The sequence below is a fragment of the Symbiobacterium ostreiconchae genome (assembly GCF_055396975.1).
This window is the reverse complement of sequence record NZ_AP042454.1, coordinates 1,933,165-1,947,893: the sequence shown is the minus strand read 5'-3', so window position 1 is coordinate 1,947,893 and position 14,729 is coordinate 1,933,165. Positions and strand designations below refer to the sequence as shown.

The 14,729-nt window shown below is 68.7% G+C and carries 17 protein-coding genes; 9 read left to right on the top strand and 8 right to left on the bottom strand.

Annotated elements, in window-relative coordinates; translation table 11 throughout:
• Positions 1 to 9 precede the first annotated feature (9 nt).
• On the top strand, positions 10 to 165 hold the full coding sequence (locus tag ACZ5UM_RS09440) for a hypothetical protein (RefSeq protein WP_464843731.1): 156 nt from the start codon (positions 10 to 12) through the stop codon (positions 163 to 165).
• Complete coding sequence (locus ACZ5UM_RS09435) at positions 159 to 554, top strand: type II toxin-antitoxin system death-on-curing family toxin (RefSeq protein ID WP_464843730.1); 396 nt, start codon at positions 159 to 161, stop codon at positions 552 to 554. The genes ACZ5UM_RS09440 and ACZ5UM_RS09435 overlap by 7 nt, the downstream gene beginning before the upstream one ends.
• Positions 555 to 594: 40 nt before the next feature.
• On the opposite strand, the gene ACZ5UM_RS09430 is transcribed toward ACZ5UM_RS09435, so the two are convergent.
• Genes ACZ5UM_RS09430 through ACZ5UM_RS09420 form a run of 3 tightly spaced genes read right to left on the bottom strand, consistent with a single transcriptional unit; the run spans position 595 to position 3,153 of the window.
• Positions 595 to 1,356 carry an ABC transporter permease gene (locus ACZ5UM_RS09430; RefSeq protein WP_464843728.1) on the bottom strand — a complete coding sequence of 254 codons (762 nt, stop codon included), beginning with the start codon at positions 1,354 to 1,356 and terminating at the stop codon, positions 595 to 597.
• Complete coding sequence (locus tag ACZ5UM_RS09425; protein ID WP_464843726.1) at positions 1,349 to 2,158, bottom strand: ABC transporter ATP-binding protein; 810 nt, start codon at positions 2,156 to 2,158, stop codon at positions 1,349 to 1,351. Before ACZ5UM_RS09425 ends, ACZ5UM_RS09430 begins: the two co-directional genes overlap by 8 nt.
• Positions 2,155 to 3,153 (bottom strand): ABC transporter substrate-binding protein, encoded by a 999-nt coding sequence (locus ACZ5UM_RS09420; RefSeq protein ID WP_464843724.1) that lies wholly within the window; start codon positions 3,151 to 3,153, stop codon positions 2,155 to 2,157. Before ACZ5UM_RS09420 ends, ACZ5UM_RS09425 begins: the two co-directional genes overlap by 4 nt.
• Before the next feature lie 117 nt (positions 3,154 to 3,270).
• Between ACZ5UM_RS09420 and ACZ5UM_RS09415 the strand changes: the two genes are divergently transcribed.
• Positions 3,271 to 4,665: an MATE family efflux transporter gene (locus tag ACZ5UM_RS09415; protein WP_464843722.1), complete on the top strand. Its 1,395-nt coding sequence runs from the start codon at positions 3,271 to 3,273 to the stop codon at positions 4,663 to 4,665.
• Between the two features lie 59 nt (positions 4,666 to 4,724).
• On the opposite strand, the gene ACZ5UM_RS09410 is transcribed toward ACZ5UM_RS09415, so the two are convergent.
• Complete coding sequence (locus ACZ5UM_RS09410) at positions 4,725 to 5,474, bottom strand: hypothetical protein (RefSeq protein WP_464843720.1); 750 nt, start codon at positions 5,472 to 5,474, stop codon at positions 4,725 to 4,727.
• Between the two features lie 94 nt (positions 5,475 to 5,568).
• On the bottom strand, positions 5,569 to 6,399 hold the full coding sequence (locus tag ACZ5UM_RS09405) for a divergent polysaccharide deacetylase family protein (protein WP_464843719.1): 831 nt from the start codon (positions 6,397 to 6,399) through the stop codon (positions 5,569 to 5,571).
• 211 nt (positions 6,400 to 6,610) lie between these two features.
• On the opposite strand from ACZ5UM_RS09405, the gene ACZ5UM_RS09400 reads away from it, so the two are divergent.
• On the top strand, positions 6,611 to 7,078 hold the full coding sequence (locus ACZ5UM_RS09400) for a hypothetical protein (protein ID WP_464843718.1): 468 nt from the start codon (positions 6,611 to 6,613) through the stop codon (positions 7,076 to 7,078).
• 82 nt (positions 7,079 to 7,160) lie between these two features.
• The gene (locus ACZ5UM_RS09395) at positions 7,161 to 8,387 is read left to right on the top strand and encodes an MFS transporter (protein WP_464843717.1); all 1,227 of its coding nucleotides are present in this window, start codon (positions 7,161 to 7,163) and stop codon (positions 8,385 to 8,387) included.
• 179 nt (positions 8,388 to 8,566) lie between these two features.
• Here the strand turns inward: ACZ5UM_RS09395 and ACZ5UM_RS09390 are convergent, their stop codons facing one another.
• Positions 8,567 to 9,046, bottom strand: coding sequence for a flavin reductase family protein (locus ACZ5UM_RS09390; protein WP_464843715.1), 480 nt, complete (start codon positions 9,044 to 9,046; stop codon positions 8,567 to 8,569).
• 125 nt (positions 9,047 to 9,171) lie between these two features.
• On the opposite strand from ACZ5UM_RS09390, the gene ACZ5UM_RS09385 reads away from it, so the two are divergent.
• Both ACZ5UM_RS09385 and ACZ5UM_RS09380 read left to right on the top strand, forming a co-directional pair.
• Entirely contained in the window at positions 9,172 to 9,918 is a 747-nt protein-coding gene (locus ACZ5UM_RS09385) for a Dps family protein (protein WP_464843713.1), read from the top strand.
• A 15-nt stretch (positions 9,919 to 9,933) separates the two neighbouring features.
• Positions 9,934 to 10,146 carry a hypothetical protein gene (locus tag ACZ5UM_RS09380; RefSeq protein ID WP_464843712.1) on the top strand — a complete coding sequence of 71 codons (213 nt, stop codon included), beginning with the start codon at positions 9,934 to 9,936 and terminating at the stop codon, positions 10,144 to 10,146.
• A 334-nt stretch (positions 10,147 to 10,480) separates the two neighbouring features.
• Here the strand turns inward: ACZ5UM_RS09380 and gerQ are convergent, their stop codons facing one another.
• Together gerQ and ACZ5UM_RS09370 are read right to left on the bottom strand one after the other, a co-directional pair.
• Entirely contained in the window at positions 10,481 to 10,957 is a 477-nt protein-coding gene (gene gerQ, locus ACZ5UM_RS09375; protein ID WP_464843711.1) for a spore coat protein GerQ, read from the bottom strand.
• 9 nt (positions 10,958 to 10,966) lie between these two features.
• Complete coding sequence (locus tag ACZ5UM_RS09370; RefSeq protein ID WP_464843709.1) at positions 10,967 to 11,371, bottom strand: cell wall hydrolase; 405 nt, start codon at positions 11,369 to 11,371, stop codon at positions 10,967 to 10,969.
• A gap of 293 nt (positions 11,372 to 11,664) precedes the next feature.
• Between ACZ5UM_RS09370 and ACZ5UM_RS09365 the strand changes: the two genes are divergently transcribed.
• Together ACZ5UM_RS09365 and ACZ5UM_RS09360 are read left to right on the top strand one after the other, a co-directional pair.
• The gene (locus ACZ5UM_RS09365) at positions 11,665 to 12,039 is read left to right on the top strand and encodes a DUF255 domain-containing protein (protein ID WP_464848334.1); all 375 of its coding nucleotides are present in this window, start codon (positions 11,665 to 11,667) and stop codon (positions 12,037 to 12,039) included.
• A gap of 42 nt (positions 12,040 to 12,081) precedes the next feature.
• Complete coding sequence (locus ACZ5UM_RS09360; protein WP_464843708.1) at positions 12,082 to 13,704, top strand: thioredoxin domain-containing protein; 1,623 nt, start codon at positions 12,082 to 12,084, stop codon at positions 13,702 to 13,704.
• Positions 13,705 to 14,729 lie beyond the last annotated feature (1,025 nt).

Here is a 14,729-nt window from a genome sequence, read left to right as displayed (position 1 = left end):
GGGATCGCCTTGGAGTGGGGAACTGATCCGCGCGCAGACACCGCCCCGAATCAGGGCAGCGACGAGCGCGAGGCACGGCCGGCCACGGACGAGGAGGTGGAGGCCGCTGTGGAGGCGTTCTTTGCGCGTTACCGCCGGGTTCTGGAGCGGCTGGGCACATGCTGATCTGCCTGACGACGGATCACCTGATCCGGCTGCACCGCCGGATCATCGCGGAGACCGGGGGCCCGCCCGGCGTGCGCGACATCGGCGGTGTGAAGTCGGCTGCCGCCCGCCCGTTCCGCACCTACGACGGCCGGGCGCTCTACACGACCCTGGAGGAGAAGGCCGCCGCGCTGGCCGAGGGCATCTCCCGGAACCATCCCTTCGTGGACGGCAACAAGCGGGTGGCGATCGCAGCAGGGTGCCTGTTCCTGATGCTCAACGGCCGCGAGATCACCGCATCGGAGCAGGAGCTGGAGCAGACCGCCTGGGCGCTCGCGGTGAGAGAGATCGACCTGGAACAGCTGGCCGAATGGTTCCGGCAGCACAGCAGGGAGAAGGCGTACAACTAGGCAGAGGCGGCTGCCGCCCCTCGGGGCGGCAGCCGCCGTTTCACGCGGCCTGATCGAACCCGAAGCGCAGCCGCACCGCGGCCTCCGCGCGGCTGAAGCAGGCGCGGTCCACCAGGATGCCCACGGCAAGGATCACGACGATGACGGCCATCACCTGGGCGGCATCGCCCAGATCGCGGCCCATCGCCAGCAGGTGGCCGAATCCCAGGTTCAGAAAGAGCAGTTCCCCGGCCATGAGGGAGCGCCAGGCGAAGGACCAGCCCAGGCGGAGGCCGGTAAGCAGGGCCGGCAGCGCCGCGGGCAGCACGACCCGGGTGTAGAGCCGCCATCCCCGGGCGCCCATGGTGGCCGCCGCCCGCAGGTAGCCCGGCGGGATGTTGCGCACCCCGGCCTCCGCGGCCGCGGCCACGGCGAAGAGCGCCCCGGCGGTGGTGACGAAGAGCAGGGCGCCCTCGTTCCAGCCGAACCAGAGCACGGCCAGCGGGTACCAGCAGATGGAGGGCATGGACTGCAGCCCCTGCACCACCGGCCCCAGCAGGTCGCTGAGCGTGCGGGACCGGGCCATCGCCAGGCCCAGCACCAGGCCGCCCGCGGCCGAGAGGCCGAACCCCAGGCCGATGCGCTTCATGGTGTGCAGCACCGCCACCGCCAGTTCCATGCTGGAGGCGAGCCGCCACAGCGTCAGCGCAACGTCCTCCGGCCAGGGGAACACGTAGCGGGGCCAGAGGCCGGCCCAGGCGAGGCCCTGCCAGGCGGCGAGCAGCAGCGCAGCCGAAAGCAGGCCGGCCTTCCACCTAGCCATCGCGCAGCTCCTCCTCCATCGCCGCCTCCACGTCGCTGCGCAGGTCGCGGACGAGGAAGGTGCGGATCTCCAGGAGCCGCGGGTCGTCGGCCTTGCGGGGACGGGGATGCTGGAGGGTCACCTCGCGCCGGACGCGCCCCGGCCGGAAGGAGAGCACCGCGATGCGGTCGCCCAGCCGGATCGCTTCCGAGACGTTGTGCGTCACAAAAATGATGGTCTGCCCCGTCCGCGCCCAGATGCGCTGGAGTTCCTCGTGCATCATGTTGCGGGTCTGGGCATCGAGCGCGGCGAAGGGCTCATCCATCAGCAGGAGCTTGGGTTCCAGGGCCAGGGCGCGGGCGATCGCCACCCGCTGGCGCATGCCGCCGGAGAGTTCGTGGATGTAGGCATCCCTGAAGCGGGCCAGCCGCACCATGTCCAGCGCAGCCAGCGCACGCTCCCGCCGCTCAGCCCTGGGTATGTTCTGCAGGCTCAGGCCGAACTCGACGTTGCCGAGGGCGGTCAGCCAGGGGAACAGCGCCCCGTCCTGGAAGACGACCACCCGGTCGGGCCCCGGCCCGGAGATGGGTTCCCCCTCCACCAGGACCTCCCCCGAGTCCGGCTCTTCCAGTCCGGCGATGATGTTGAACAGGGTGGACTTCCCGCACCCCGAGGGACCGAGCAGGCAGAGGAACTCACCCCTCTGCACGCTGAGGCTCACCCGGTCCAGGACCTTCAGCCGCCCGCGGCGGGTCTCGAAGTGCTTGGTCACCGAGCAAACGGCCAGCTCCGGCGGCACCGGCTGAACGGCCGGCTGTCTCATGGAGCCACCTCCTGAAGCAGGGTCAGGTCGTACAGGGAGGTGAGGTCCGGCGGGCGGGCGCCCAGCAGTCCGGCCGCAAAGGCGCGCCCGGCCATCTCGGCCACCGCATCCGGCATCGGGTCCCAGGTGAAGTCGATGCGCGCCCAGGCGGACGCCATCACCTCGTCGCTCAGGGGCCGGCCCTGCAGGTCGGCCAGCGCCTGCTGCACCCGGGCGCGGCTGCCCTCCGGGTCGGCCTGAATCGCCCGGGTGATGGCCGCGTGGGCCTCCAGGAAGCGGCGCACGACGTCCGGATGCCGCTCGAGGAAATCCGGGTGAACAGCCACCAGGGTCGTAGGCACCCTCCCCTCGGGCCAGAGGTCCCGCTCATCGATGGCGAGGACGCCCCCCGCCTCCAGGATCAGCCGGCTGCCCCACGGCTCGGCGACCCAGGCGCCGTCCAACTCGCCCCGGCTGAACAGGGTCAGGATCTCCGCCGGGGCCATGGGCGACACCGCCACGTCGCCGCCCCGCTCGCGGGTGCGCCAGCCCTCCTGCAGGAGCAGGTAGCGCAGGGCGGCGTCCTGGGTGTTGCCGATCCCCGGCGTCGCGAGGCGCGTGCCCCGGAGGTCGTGCCGGTCCACACCCGGCCGGAGAACCAGGACGGATCCGCCCGACGCCGCCCCGGCGATCACCCGCAGGGCGGCGCCGTCTGAGCGCAGGTAGCCCTGAATGGCCGGGGCGGGACCCACGTAGAGCAGATCCACCTCCCCGGCGAAAAGGGCCTGGAGCGCCGCCGAACCCGAAGTGAACAGGCGCGGCCGCACCTCGGCGCCGATCTGGCGCGCGAAGGTGCCTTCGGCCACGCCGAGCACCGCCTGGGCATGGGTCACGTTGGGCATGTAGCCGATGCGGACCTCCCGCGGCGGCGCGCCCGGCTGCCCGGGCCCCTCCCCCCTGGCCGCGCAGCCGGCGAACAGAAGCACAACCAGGAGCAGTGCGATCCATCTATGCATCTGGCGTCTTCGGCCCCCCGAGTGGCTGGACTTCTGTCTGTTCCACTCTATGGACCGCCCGGGGGGAAGGTCCTGTAAGACGCCCGCCCCGGCAGACTTTGGCAAAGGAGGCGCACCATGCGTCGCGGTCCACAGCGAGACTTCACACAGGGCTCCATTCCCCGCCACATCATCCTGTTTTCGCTGCCGCTGTTTGCCGGCAACCTCCTGCAGATGCTGTATAACGTGGTGGACTCGGTCTGGGTGGGCCAGGTGATCGGCAAGCACGCGCTGGGCGCCGTATCGGTCTCCCAGCCCCTCATCTTCGCTCTCATCTCCCTCGTCGTCGGCCTCACCATGGCCACGACCACGCTGGTCGGCCAGTACCGGGGCGCGGGCCAGGACGAGCTGGTGCAGCGGACCATCGGCACCTCCCTCACGCTGCTGGCCTTCCTCGGGGCGCTCGTCGGGGTGCTGGGGGTCGTCTTCCGGTACCCGCTGCTGCGCCTGATCGACACGCCCGAGGAGATCATCCACGACGCCGCCGCCTACCTGGCCATCTTCATGGGCGGCATCCTCGCCCTCTTTCTCTACAACACGCTGGGGGCCATCCTGCGCGGGCTGGGCGACGCCACGACCCCCCTCGTCGCGCTGGCCATCGCGACCGTCCTCAACATCGTGCTGGACGGCGTGTTCATCCTCGGGCTGGGTCCGGTGCCCCCTCTGGGCGTGCCCGGGGTCGCGACGGCCACCGTCATCTCGCAGGGAATCAGCGCCGTCTGGCTGGTGCGCTGGATTCTGAAGAAAACCGACCTGATACGGCTGAGCCGCGATTACTGGCGCGTGGACTGGCGCCTGGCGGGCCGCATCTTCCGGATCGGACTGCCCGCGGGGCTGCAGCAGGCGGTCGTCTCCTTCGGCATGGTCACGGTGACGGCGCTGATCAACAGCTTCGGCCCCGACGTGGTCGCCGCGTTCGGCGCCGCGCAGCGCCTGGACCAGGCCGCCTTCCTCCCCTCCATGTCGATGGGCCTCGCGGTCACGTCGGTGGTGGCGCAGAACCTCGGCGCGGGGAAGCTGGACCGGGTCTCGGCCGCCGTCCGGTGGTGTGCGGGCCTGGGCGTGCTGGTCACCGGCATGGTCACGCTGGTGGCCGTGCTGAAGCCGACGATCCTGATCGCCCTGTTCAACCGGGAGCCCGACGTGCTGGCGGCCGGCAGCCTCTACCTGCGCATCAACGGGTGGAGCTACATCTTCTTCGCCCTGGTCTTCGTGCTGGGCGGCGTGATGCGGGGCGCGGGCGACACCATGGCCACGCTGGTGCTCACGGTCATCGGCCTGTGGGTGGTCCGGGTGCCCGCGGCCTACCTGCTGGCCCGCTCCCTGGGGATGGGGCCGGCCGGCATCTGGACCGGCATCCTGATCTCGGCGGTCGCGAGCTTCCTGCTTCACCTGGGCTACTACGCCTCCGGTCGCTGGAAGCGGAAGGTCGCGGCGCTGCAGCCGGCCACGGCCGGGCGCCCCGAGGGATAGCACGGCGAAACGGCCCTCCCGCTCACCGGGAGGGCCGTTTCCGCGCTGTCCCACGTCCCTTACGCCGCGAGGCGGGGACGGACCTCGTGCTCGAACCGCTCGATGAAGAAGTACAGCAGCAGCGGCTGGCCGAAGATGGCCACGACCAGGGAGCCGACCACCGGCACCAGGGCGATCAGGCCGAAGGCAGCGATGAAGAGCAGCATGATCAGGCCGCCCAGCACGCTGGGGCCGAACTGGGACTTCAGGATCTGGAAGCCCTGCCCCACGGCGCTGCCGACGCTGTAATCGTCGTTGACGATGAGGTACGCCGGGTAGATGAGCAGCACGATGGACGCGGTCGGCCACCAGAGGAGGAAGACCAGCTGCCCGAGCACGGGGATGATGTTCACGAGCGCGCTGACCAGCAGGATCAGACCATAGATGATACCCAGCAGAATCATCTTGCCGAAGTAGCGGACCGCACAGGACCAGAACGTGCCGAGTCCCGCATCCTCGCCGCGGCGGTACGCAGCGACCGCCCCGATCATCCCGCCGTTGGCCATGCCCATGGCCACGACGCCGACGACCATGGCCACGATGAAGAACCCGCCCATGGCCCCCACCATCGCCCCGATCCGCCCGAAGGACGGGTCGAACCCCATGAAATCCATGCTGATCAGGGAGAAGATGACGGGACCCACCATCACCACGCCCAGCACCGCGGTGATGAAACCGGCTGCCACCTGCACCAGCAGCGCACCGAGGCCGACCAGCGCAAACTTCTGCCAGTCATTGAAGTAGCGCTGGAAGATCTGCCCCACATTCACTACGCAGACCTCCTTTGTGGTGTACTGAAGCGCCCTGCGGGGGCTCCCGTACATAGGATTAGTTCGATCCCATAAATGGTTCGCCTTAAATTCGCTAATTTTCCTGCCGATAGATGAGCAATTGCGAAAGTGTGACCATTCGGATGCCCCGGGCCTCCAGTTCGGGCAGCACCTCAGCCAGCGCTGCGGCGGTTCCTTCCCTCCCCACGCCCACGTGCCCGATGCCGATGGCGGCGCCGTGTGTCTCCGCCCATTCGGCGAGTTTGTACAGCTGGGCGGTGACGACCTCCTCGCCGTTCTCATGGTCCAGGAAGAGCGAGCGCTGCATGCAGGGCACGCCCATCTCCACCGCGGTGCGGGGCACCACCGTGTTCTCGGTGGTCATGCTGTCCAGGATGTACTTCCCGTGACGGCGGGCCACCTCCAGCACGGCCCGCACCACGCGCTCGTCCTGGGTTGCGACCGTGCCCATGTGGTTGTTCATCCCGCGGGCCTCCGGCACCGCGGCCAGCCACTCCGCGACCAGCTGCTGGATCTCCTCGTCGGACTGCCGGCCGGAGATGGGCCGGCCCACGTACCACTGCGGATCCACCTGCCCCGCGTCCATGGGCAGGTGCAGGATGACCTCGTGGCCGAGCGCGGTGATGCGGCGCGCCAGCGCCCCGGCGTCGGGCCGGTCAGGCAGGATCGCGAACGTGAGCGGATACGGCAGCGCGAGCATCTCCTCCAGCCCGGGGGCCCCGGTCGTCAGGTCGTCGATGACGATGGCCAGCAGGGGAGGCTGCCCGGGAACCGGGCGCGCGTTGCAGAAGACGGAGCCGTAGCCGCCGTCAGGAGCGAAGGCGGTCACCACCGCCGGGCCCGTCCGGAGCAGCAGGACGGCCACAAACATGAACAGCACCCAAGCCACCTGTGCCCTTTGCACCTGTGTCCCTCCCTCATGAGGAAGTGGTATGCGCGGACGGGCCGTCTATGACCGCCCGAGCTGGCCGGGCTGTCCATCGCTTGCGGTTCCCCCCGGGGTAATGTACAATGGCTGCAGATGAGCATCGCCGGTGTGCGCACGACCTGATGCGGACGCATCAGGTCGTCTTGTACGCCTGCGAAAGAGTTCCGGGAGAGGGGCGTGGTTCGGCATGAGCACCCGGTCCACCGTGATCTATCGTCTGCCGGAAGGCTGGACCCTCAGGAAGGTGGCATCGGCCATGGTGCGGGAATGGCTGCCGCCCTTCAGGGCCGAGCAGCCGGCCAAGTCGGCGCGCTGGGTGATCCAGCCGGTCATGGAAGAGGTCGATGAGGACCAGCCCCCTCTCTGGGAGCCGGGAATCCCGACCGAGGAGTACGAGCGGCGGCTGGACGAGGCGAACCTCCGCTGGTGCGTACGCGCCAGCGCGGGCCGGGGCAAGGGCACGATCCTGGCCCGGTTCGACCGGTGCGAGGACCGGCCGGACGCCTTCGCCGTCACCTGCTCCTCCGATCCCGTGCCCGACTCACTCTTCGATGTGGAGAAGATCCGGGCGCACCTCGGCGACCGGGCCTGCGAGGGGCTGCAGGGGCTGTTTGAAGCGCTGCTTGCAGAAAACGGCTTCACGGCAGTACACTAGACGCCGGAGGTCATCATGACGGGAGCGGGGCTGCCCCTGGTGGGCAGCCCCGATATTGCGACGGCATCTTTCCCCGGGAGGAATGGATACGCTGGTAGAGAGAGACTGGAAGCGGAACACCGCGCTGTTCCTGAGCAGTCAGACCCTGTCCACGCTGGGCACTTCGCTGGTGCAGTACGCGATCTTCTGGCACATCACCCTGACCACGCAGTCCGGGACGGCGACGACCCTCGCCATCATCTGCGCCTTCCTCCCCACCCTGTTCCTCTCCCCGTTCGCCGGGATCTGGGCAGACCGTTACAGCCGCAAGGCGATCATCGCCGTGTCGGACGCCGCCATCGCGGCAGCAACGCTCGTGCTCGCCCTGCTCTTCGCCGCGGGGTACGACTCCCTCTGGCTGCTTTACCTCATGTCGGCGATCCGCGCGTCGGGCAGCGGCGTCCAGACGCCGGCCATCAACGCCCTCATTCCCGACATCGTGCCGCAGGCGCAGCTCACCCGGGTAAACGGCGTGAACAGCAGCATTCAGGCCGGCGTGACCCTGGTGTCGCCCATGCTGAGCGGCGTCCTCTTCGCCACCGCCCCGCTGGAGTGGATCTTCTTCATCGATGTGGCGACAGCCGCGGCCGCCATCGCCATGCTCCTGACGCTGGTGCAGGTTCCGGTCCATCCCCGGGCCCGGGAGGCGCAGCCGTCCAGCTATCTCGCAGACATGGCGGCGGGATTCCGCTACATCGCCGGCCAGGCGTACATCAAGGCGTTCTTCGCGTTCTGCGCCCTCTTCTTCGTGCTGGCGGCGCCCGTCTCGTTCCTGACGCCCCTGCAGGTGACGCGCAGCTTCGGCGAAGACATCCGGTACCTCACCGCCATCGAGGTGGGGTTCTCGCTCGGCATGATCCTGGGCGGCCTTCTCGCCGCGGCGTGGGGCGGCTTCCGCAACCGTGTCCGCACGATGGCGCTGGCCACACTGGGGTTCGGCGCCTGCACCTTCCTGCTCGGCATCGTGCACGATTTCCGGACCTATCTGGCGATCATGGGGCTGAGCGGCGTGGTCTGGCCCCTGTTCCACACGCCGGCCACGGTGCTCCTCCAGGAGAAGGTGGACCAGAACATGCTGGGCCGGGTGTTCGGCGTGATGAACATGCTCACCGCCGCGATGATGCCGCTCGGCATGCTCGTCTTCGGTCCGCTGGCCGACTTCATCCCCATCGAGTCCATGCTGGTGGGCACCGGGATCCTGATGGCCGTGCAGGGCCTCATGCTGCTGAGCAACCGGGTGCTCCTGCGCGCGGGAATCCGGGCGACGTAGGCCGCCCGGATTCCCTTGCGTTATGCATGCGGCTCGCCGTACCCGACGGGGCGTTCAGCCCGCCGGCTGCCTGGATCACGTGCCGCCTGCTGCCTGGCTCCCGTGCCACCGGCTGCCTGGATCCAGCGCCGCAAGCTGCCTGGATCCCGCACCGCCGGCTGTCCCATGCCGCCGGCTGCCTAACCCCCGTAGAACCAGCCGGTGTCCCACATCTCGAGCACCTTGGCGTCGGGGTCGTTCAGGTGCACCGCCACAACCTCCAGCACGAAGACGGTGTGGTCGCCGCCCTGGTACGTGTGGACCACCTTTGCCTCAAAGGCTGCCGGAACACCCTCCAGCAGCGGCGCCCCGGTCTCTCCCTCGGTGAACGGCACGCCGTTCAGGGTGTTCCCCTCCAGCTGGGTGGGCCGGAAGAAGGTCTCGGCCAGGCTCTTCTGGCCGGCCCCGAGGATGTTGACGGCCACGGTGGCGCCCTGGCTCAGCAGGGCATGCAGCCCGCTGTCGGCCTTGACGGCCATCATCACGAGGGGCGGCTGGAACGAGGCCTGGGAGAGCCAGTTGACGGTCGCCGCCGCGGCCTGGTCCCCCTGCTTCGCCGTGGCCACGTACAGCCCGTAGGTCAGCTTGCGCAGGACCTGCTTCTTCACCTGAGCATCCATATGGTCAGTACCCCCAGTTCGCACATACTTCCTTAACATTGTCGTTGCCTGTCCGCGGCGGGATACGGAGGCGCCGACGCGCCCACAATAGGGGAGGATTCACCACACCGACAGGAGGGCCGAGGATGCCAGACAAGCTGCAACTTCCGACCACGCCGGCGGGACAGCTCACCGCCACCATGACCAACCTCGCGAACTTCCAGGGACAGTTCAACCTCGACAAGTCGGGCTACAACCCGAACATGCCGGGGCACGGCACCAACCATGACATGGTCACCCGGCAACAGCCGCGGACGGTCAAGAAGGTGGGCGCCGGCATCGGCCTCCCCTACGAGGTCCGGCTCGAGATGGCGCTGCAGCTGGATGACCACCAGTGCGCCCTGAACGTGGCGCTCCACCAGTACCGCAAGCACCACTGGCTGACCGAGGGCGCCGAGGCGTTCCACAGCCTGCACCACCTGCTGGACGAACACATCGAGAAGACTTCCAAGCACATCGACGATATCGGCGAGCGCGTGGCGCGGCTGGGCGGCGTGCCCACGGCCCATCCCGTCACCCAGCACGAGCTCTCCTACATCAAGCACGAGGTCGAGGGCCGCCACTCCATGCGGGACTTCCTCCGCAACGACCTGGAGCACGAGCTGAAGATCCAGGAGATGCTCCGCAAGACGATCCGCCGGGCGCACGAACTGGGGGACTGGGGCACGGTGGAGGTGCTGGAGGACATCCTGGTCGAGCGGGAGGACCTGGCCTACCACCTCTACAGCGTCCTGGAGGACGACACCCTGGTGCGCGGAATGACCCACCTGCTCGACGGGCAGAACGACATGGCCGGCGACCGGCCGATGCCCCCGGACAGCAAGCTGCAGTAGGGAGGCGGAAGCCAGGTGTCCTGGGACAGGCTGGAACACATCGGTGAGGAACTGCGCCGGATCGGCCACGAGCGGCGGGAGGTCGTCCAGCAGATCATGTCGGCCGCTGAAACCGATTCGACCGAGGCCAGGCAGCTCTACGAGGCCCTGAACGAGCTCAGCGGCGAAGCGATTCAGCTTCTCCAGCAGCAGCGCGCGCTGGTGCGTGAGCAGTTGAATCTGCACTGACCTTGACGGTTTTCAGTTGGTGTAGTATCATGGGATCAGGTCGTTATGCTCGACATAGCATAACGGAATCCAGCGGGCCCCCTACCCACCCCGGGGGTGCCCGCTGGTCGTTTTCCGGGAACCCCTGTCGCTTCGGCACGCGCCCGAAGGACAGGGGTTCCCTATGGTTCACTCGGCGCAATCAGCGCCTGGAAGGGTTTCCCTCCGGTTCATCCGGCGCAGTCAGCGCCCGGCAGGGGCAGCGCCAGGCACGGGCAGCGCCAGGCCGGGGTAGCGCCAGGCCGGGGTAGCGCCAGGCAGGGTAGCGCTGTGCAGGGCTGATTCGCCCTGCACTTCAGTACGCCCCCGGTGGGCGGTAGATCTCTTCCGGGTAGCGCAGCGGCTCGTCGAACGTGAGGTAGTCGATGTTCACCATCATGATGATATACCGCTGACCGGTCTGCGGATCGCTCAGCACGACGTGGTCGCGCGCGGCGTTCTCCACCTCGCCCCGGAACACCCGGGCTGCCCATTCGGGGTTGTTGTCGTAGGTGGCGTAGACTGTTGCCACCTTCCCCCGGTTCATCCGCAGGATGTTCTCCACATAGCTCTGTTCCTGGGGAATCAAGACCTGTCCGCCGTACATCAGCTCCGGGGGCGGGCCCGGCGGCATCATCATCTGCGGGGACAGTCCCGGTGGCACCATCATCTGCGGGGGCAAGCCCTGCGGCATCATCATCTGCGGGGGCAGGCCCACCTGCGGCCCCATCGGCCAACCGGGCCGGCCCATCTGACCCATTCCGCCCATCGGCATCATTCCGCTCAGATCCATCCACCTCACCTAGGAGAAGACTCGTGGGCACGCCTGCGCATCCGCCAGGTAGAAGCAGTGGTTCTTGTACTGGCCCGCCAGCGGCCGTCCCCACCAGGTGGCGGGACACGCCTGTCCAGGGGGCCGGAAGAACCAGAGCGCAAACGTGGCCGGATGCTGCCGTTCACCCCTGGCGTTCCGCTCCGCCAGGCGAATGTCGCGCTCACGGGCGCCCTGCCAGAAGTAGGGCTTGCACACGGCCTCAAACCCCGTCCGGCACTCGGTGGCCAGGTCTCGGTTGATGATGTCCCGCACCGAGCGCAGGCCCTGAAACTCTCCGCAGTTGGCGTAGATGCGATTCGTGATCACGGTGCCGACCATGAACATGCCGAGGTCCCCTTCGCCCTCGGCCTCTGCCCGCATCAGGCGCGCCATCAGTTCCAGGTCTTCCCTCGTGGTTCGGATGCGGCCGATCGCAGGTCCCTCCTTCATACGGGCGTGTGCATTATGGTATGCGGCGGGGACGGTGGCAGGTGAACGCCGGGGGCTGGCCCCGGCCTCACGCCGCAGGAGACGGATGGGGACGGCGCACGGGGACAAAGACTAGAACCGGCCGCGGAAAAGCGAGCTGACAACACCCGAGAGCGTCCCTTTTTCGTCTAAAAAGTTGCGAAACGTCCGGTGCGCCCGTCACCGCCCACCACCCACCGGCAAAGGAGGGGGTTCTCCTGACCACCACGCCCAACCGCCTCATCCACGAGGCTTCGCCATACCTCCAGCAGCACGCGTACAATCCCGTCGACTGGCACCCCTGGGGGCCCGATGCCCTGCAGCGGGCCCGGGAGGAAGACAAGCCGATCTTCCTCAGCATCGGGTACAGCAGCTGCCACTGGTGCCACGTCATGGAGCGGGAGTCCTTCGCCGATCCCGAGACCGCGGCGGTCATGAACCGGCACTTCGTCTGCATCAAAGTCGACCGTGAGGAGCGGCCCGACCTGGACGACATCTACCAGACCATCTGCCAGCTGGTCACCCGGTCCGGGGGCTGGCCGCTTTCGGTCTGGCTCACCCCCGACCAAAAACCGTTCTACGTGGGCACCTAGTTCCCGCCCACCGCGCGCTACGGCCGGCCGGGCTTCAGGCAGGTGCTGCTCGCGCTGGCCCGGGCCTGGCAGGAGAAGCGCGCCGAGATCGAACAAGTCGCCGAGAACTGGGCGCAGGGCATCGCCCTCAGCGACGAGCTCCCGCCTCCCGGCGGCCCTACGCCCGACCGCCGGCTCATCGCGGATGCGGCCCGTGCGCTGGCCAACCGCATCGACCGCGAGCACGGCGGCTTCGGCGGCGCGCCCAAGTTCCCCAACGCTGCGGCGCTGGAGCTGATGCTGCGGCACTGGAAGGCGACCGGCGACGACCTCTTCCTGCGCCTGGTCACCCTGACCCTCCGCAAGATGGCCGAGGGCGGCATCTACGACCAGCTGGGCGGCGGGTTCCACCGCTACTCCGTGGACGCCCGCTGGGCGGTGCCTCACTTCGAGAAGATGCTCTACGACAACGCGGTGCTGCCCCCCGTCTACCTCTCGGCTTGGCAGGCCACCGGCGATCCGCTCTTTCGCCGTGTTGCCGAGGAGACCCTGGACTACGTCCTCCGGGAGATGACCCACCCCGAAGGCGGCTTCTTCAGCACCACCGACGCCGACGCCGAGGGCGAGGAAGGCAAGTACTTCGTGTGGGACCCGCACGAGGTGACTGAGGTGCTGGGCCAGGAACTGGGGCCGCTCCTGTGCCGCCACTACGGCATCACCGAAACGGGGAACTTCGAGCAGACCGGCAAGACAGTGCTGCACGTCGCCGAGCCGGCATCGGCCCTTGCGGCCAGCCTGAACCTGCCTCTGGAGGAGGTGGAGCGCCAACTGGCCGAGGGGCGGCGCCGCCTGCTCGCCGCCCGGGCCCGGCGCGTGCCGCCCTTCCGGGATGAGAAGATCCTGGCCGGGTGGAACGGCCTGATGATCTCGGCCATGGCCAGGGCGGGCCGCATCCTCCGGCAGACCCGGTACACGGAGTCGGCCACGCGCGCGGCCGAGTTCCTGCTCACGCAGCTCAGCGACGGCCAGGGCGGGCTGCTGCGCCGGTACAAGGACGGGCAGGCCGGGATCGCCGGCTACCTGGAGGACTATGCGTTCGCTACCGCCGGTCTGATCGACCTGTACGAGGCCACCTTCGCGGAGCGCTGGCTGCAGGAGGCCCTGCGGCTGGCCGACGAGACGCTCCGCCGCTTCTACGACGGCGCCGGCTCGTTCTTCCTCACGCAGGACGGGGCCGAAACGCTGATCCACCGGCCGCGCGACACCACGGATGCGTCCGTCCCATCGGGCACGGCCGTGGCCGTGATGAGCCTGCTGCGGCTGCAGCCCTACCGGCGCGACGATCGGTTCCGCCTCGTCGCCGAGGACGTCTTCCGCGCCCACCGCGACCTCATGGCGAGAGCTCCCGGCGCCACGGCGTCGCTGTTGCAGGCCCTCGACCTGTACCTGAGCAGCCCGACCGAGGTAACGCTTGTCGGCGAGGCACCCGAGTCCTGGCTGGCGGCACTGGGGCGCAGGTACGAACCCAACCTGGTGCTGACCTGCATCGACGGCCCGCGGGACGACGCACCCATCTGGGCTGGAAAGGCCGCCGTGAACGGCGCCACCGCCTACGTCTGCCGGAACTTCGCGTGCTCGCCGCCGGCCGTCACCTGGCAGGAGCTGGAGAAACACCTCGGCGGGTGACCCGGCGCGGTCCGGGGCGCCGCCCACCCCCTCTCCCTGTGACCGCCGGGCCCGTGGACGCATACACTCTACTGATGGACCCCGCTCACGACCCGAGAAGGAGGTGGCCCTCATGCTCTACGGGTCCAAGTTCCCGGCCACCAAGGTCTCCGGTTTCTCGAAGTTCGTGCCCAGCTACTACTTCAAGATCCTCCCCTGGGGATGGGCCAAGTACGGTATTTAACGCATGACGGGGCTCGCCCGAGCGCAGATTGGCTGCCGGGCAGCCCCGATTCTGTTTCTCTTTCTCGGGAGCGATGAGGCGATGCGGCGTTGCCGGGTGACTCCTCGTCGTGCTGCGGCGCGGGCCGAAATCCTCGTGCCGACGGTGCGGGCCGCGAAATCCTCGTGCCGACGGCGCGGCCCGGGTCGCCTCCGCCGGTTTTCGCGTTTGCGCTGCACGGAGATGTGGAATTTCAGCGGCCGCAACGGCGCTTGCGGCCTCCGCCGACAGCGGCATCCCCCAGCACAGGCGGATGCCGTGGCTCGGGGCCACCTGAACTCCTCAGGGCGGGCCGAAGTCCTCGTGCCGACGGCGCGGCCCGGATCGCCTCCGCCGGTTTTCGCGTTTGCGCTGGACGGGGATGTGGAATTTCAGCGGCCGCAACGGCACCTGCGGCCTCCACCGATGGCGGCACCCCCTGGAACAGGCGCATGCGGTGGTTTCGAGCCACCTGAACTCCTCAGGGCGGCCCGAAATCCTCGTGCCGACGGCGCGGCCTGGGTCGCCTCCGCCGGTTTTCGCGTTTGCGCTGGACGGGGATGTGGAATTTCAGCGGCCGCAACGGCACCTGCGGCCTCCGCCGATGGCGGCACCCCCTGGCACAGGCGCATGCGGTGGCTCGGGGCCACCTGCAATCCTCAGGGCGGCCCGAAATCCTCGTGCCGACGGCGCGGCCTGGATCGCCTCCGCCGGTTTTCGCGTTTGCGCTGCACGGAGATGTGGAATTTCAGCGGCCGCAACGGCGCTCGCGGCCTCAGCCGAC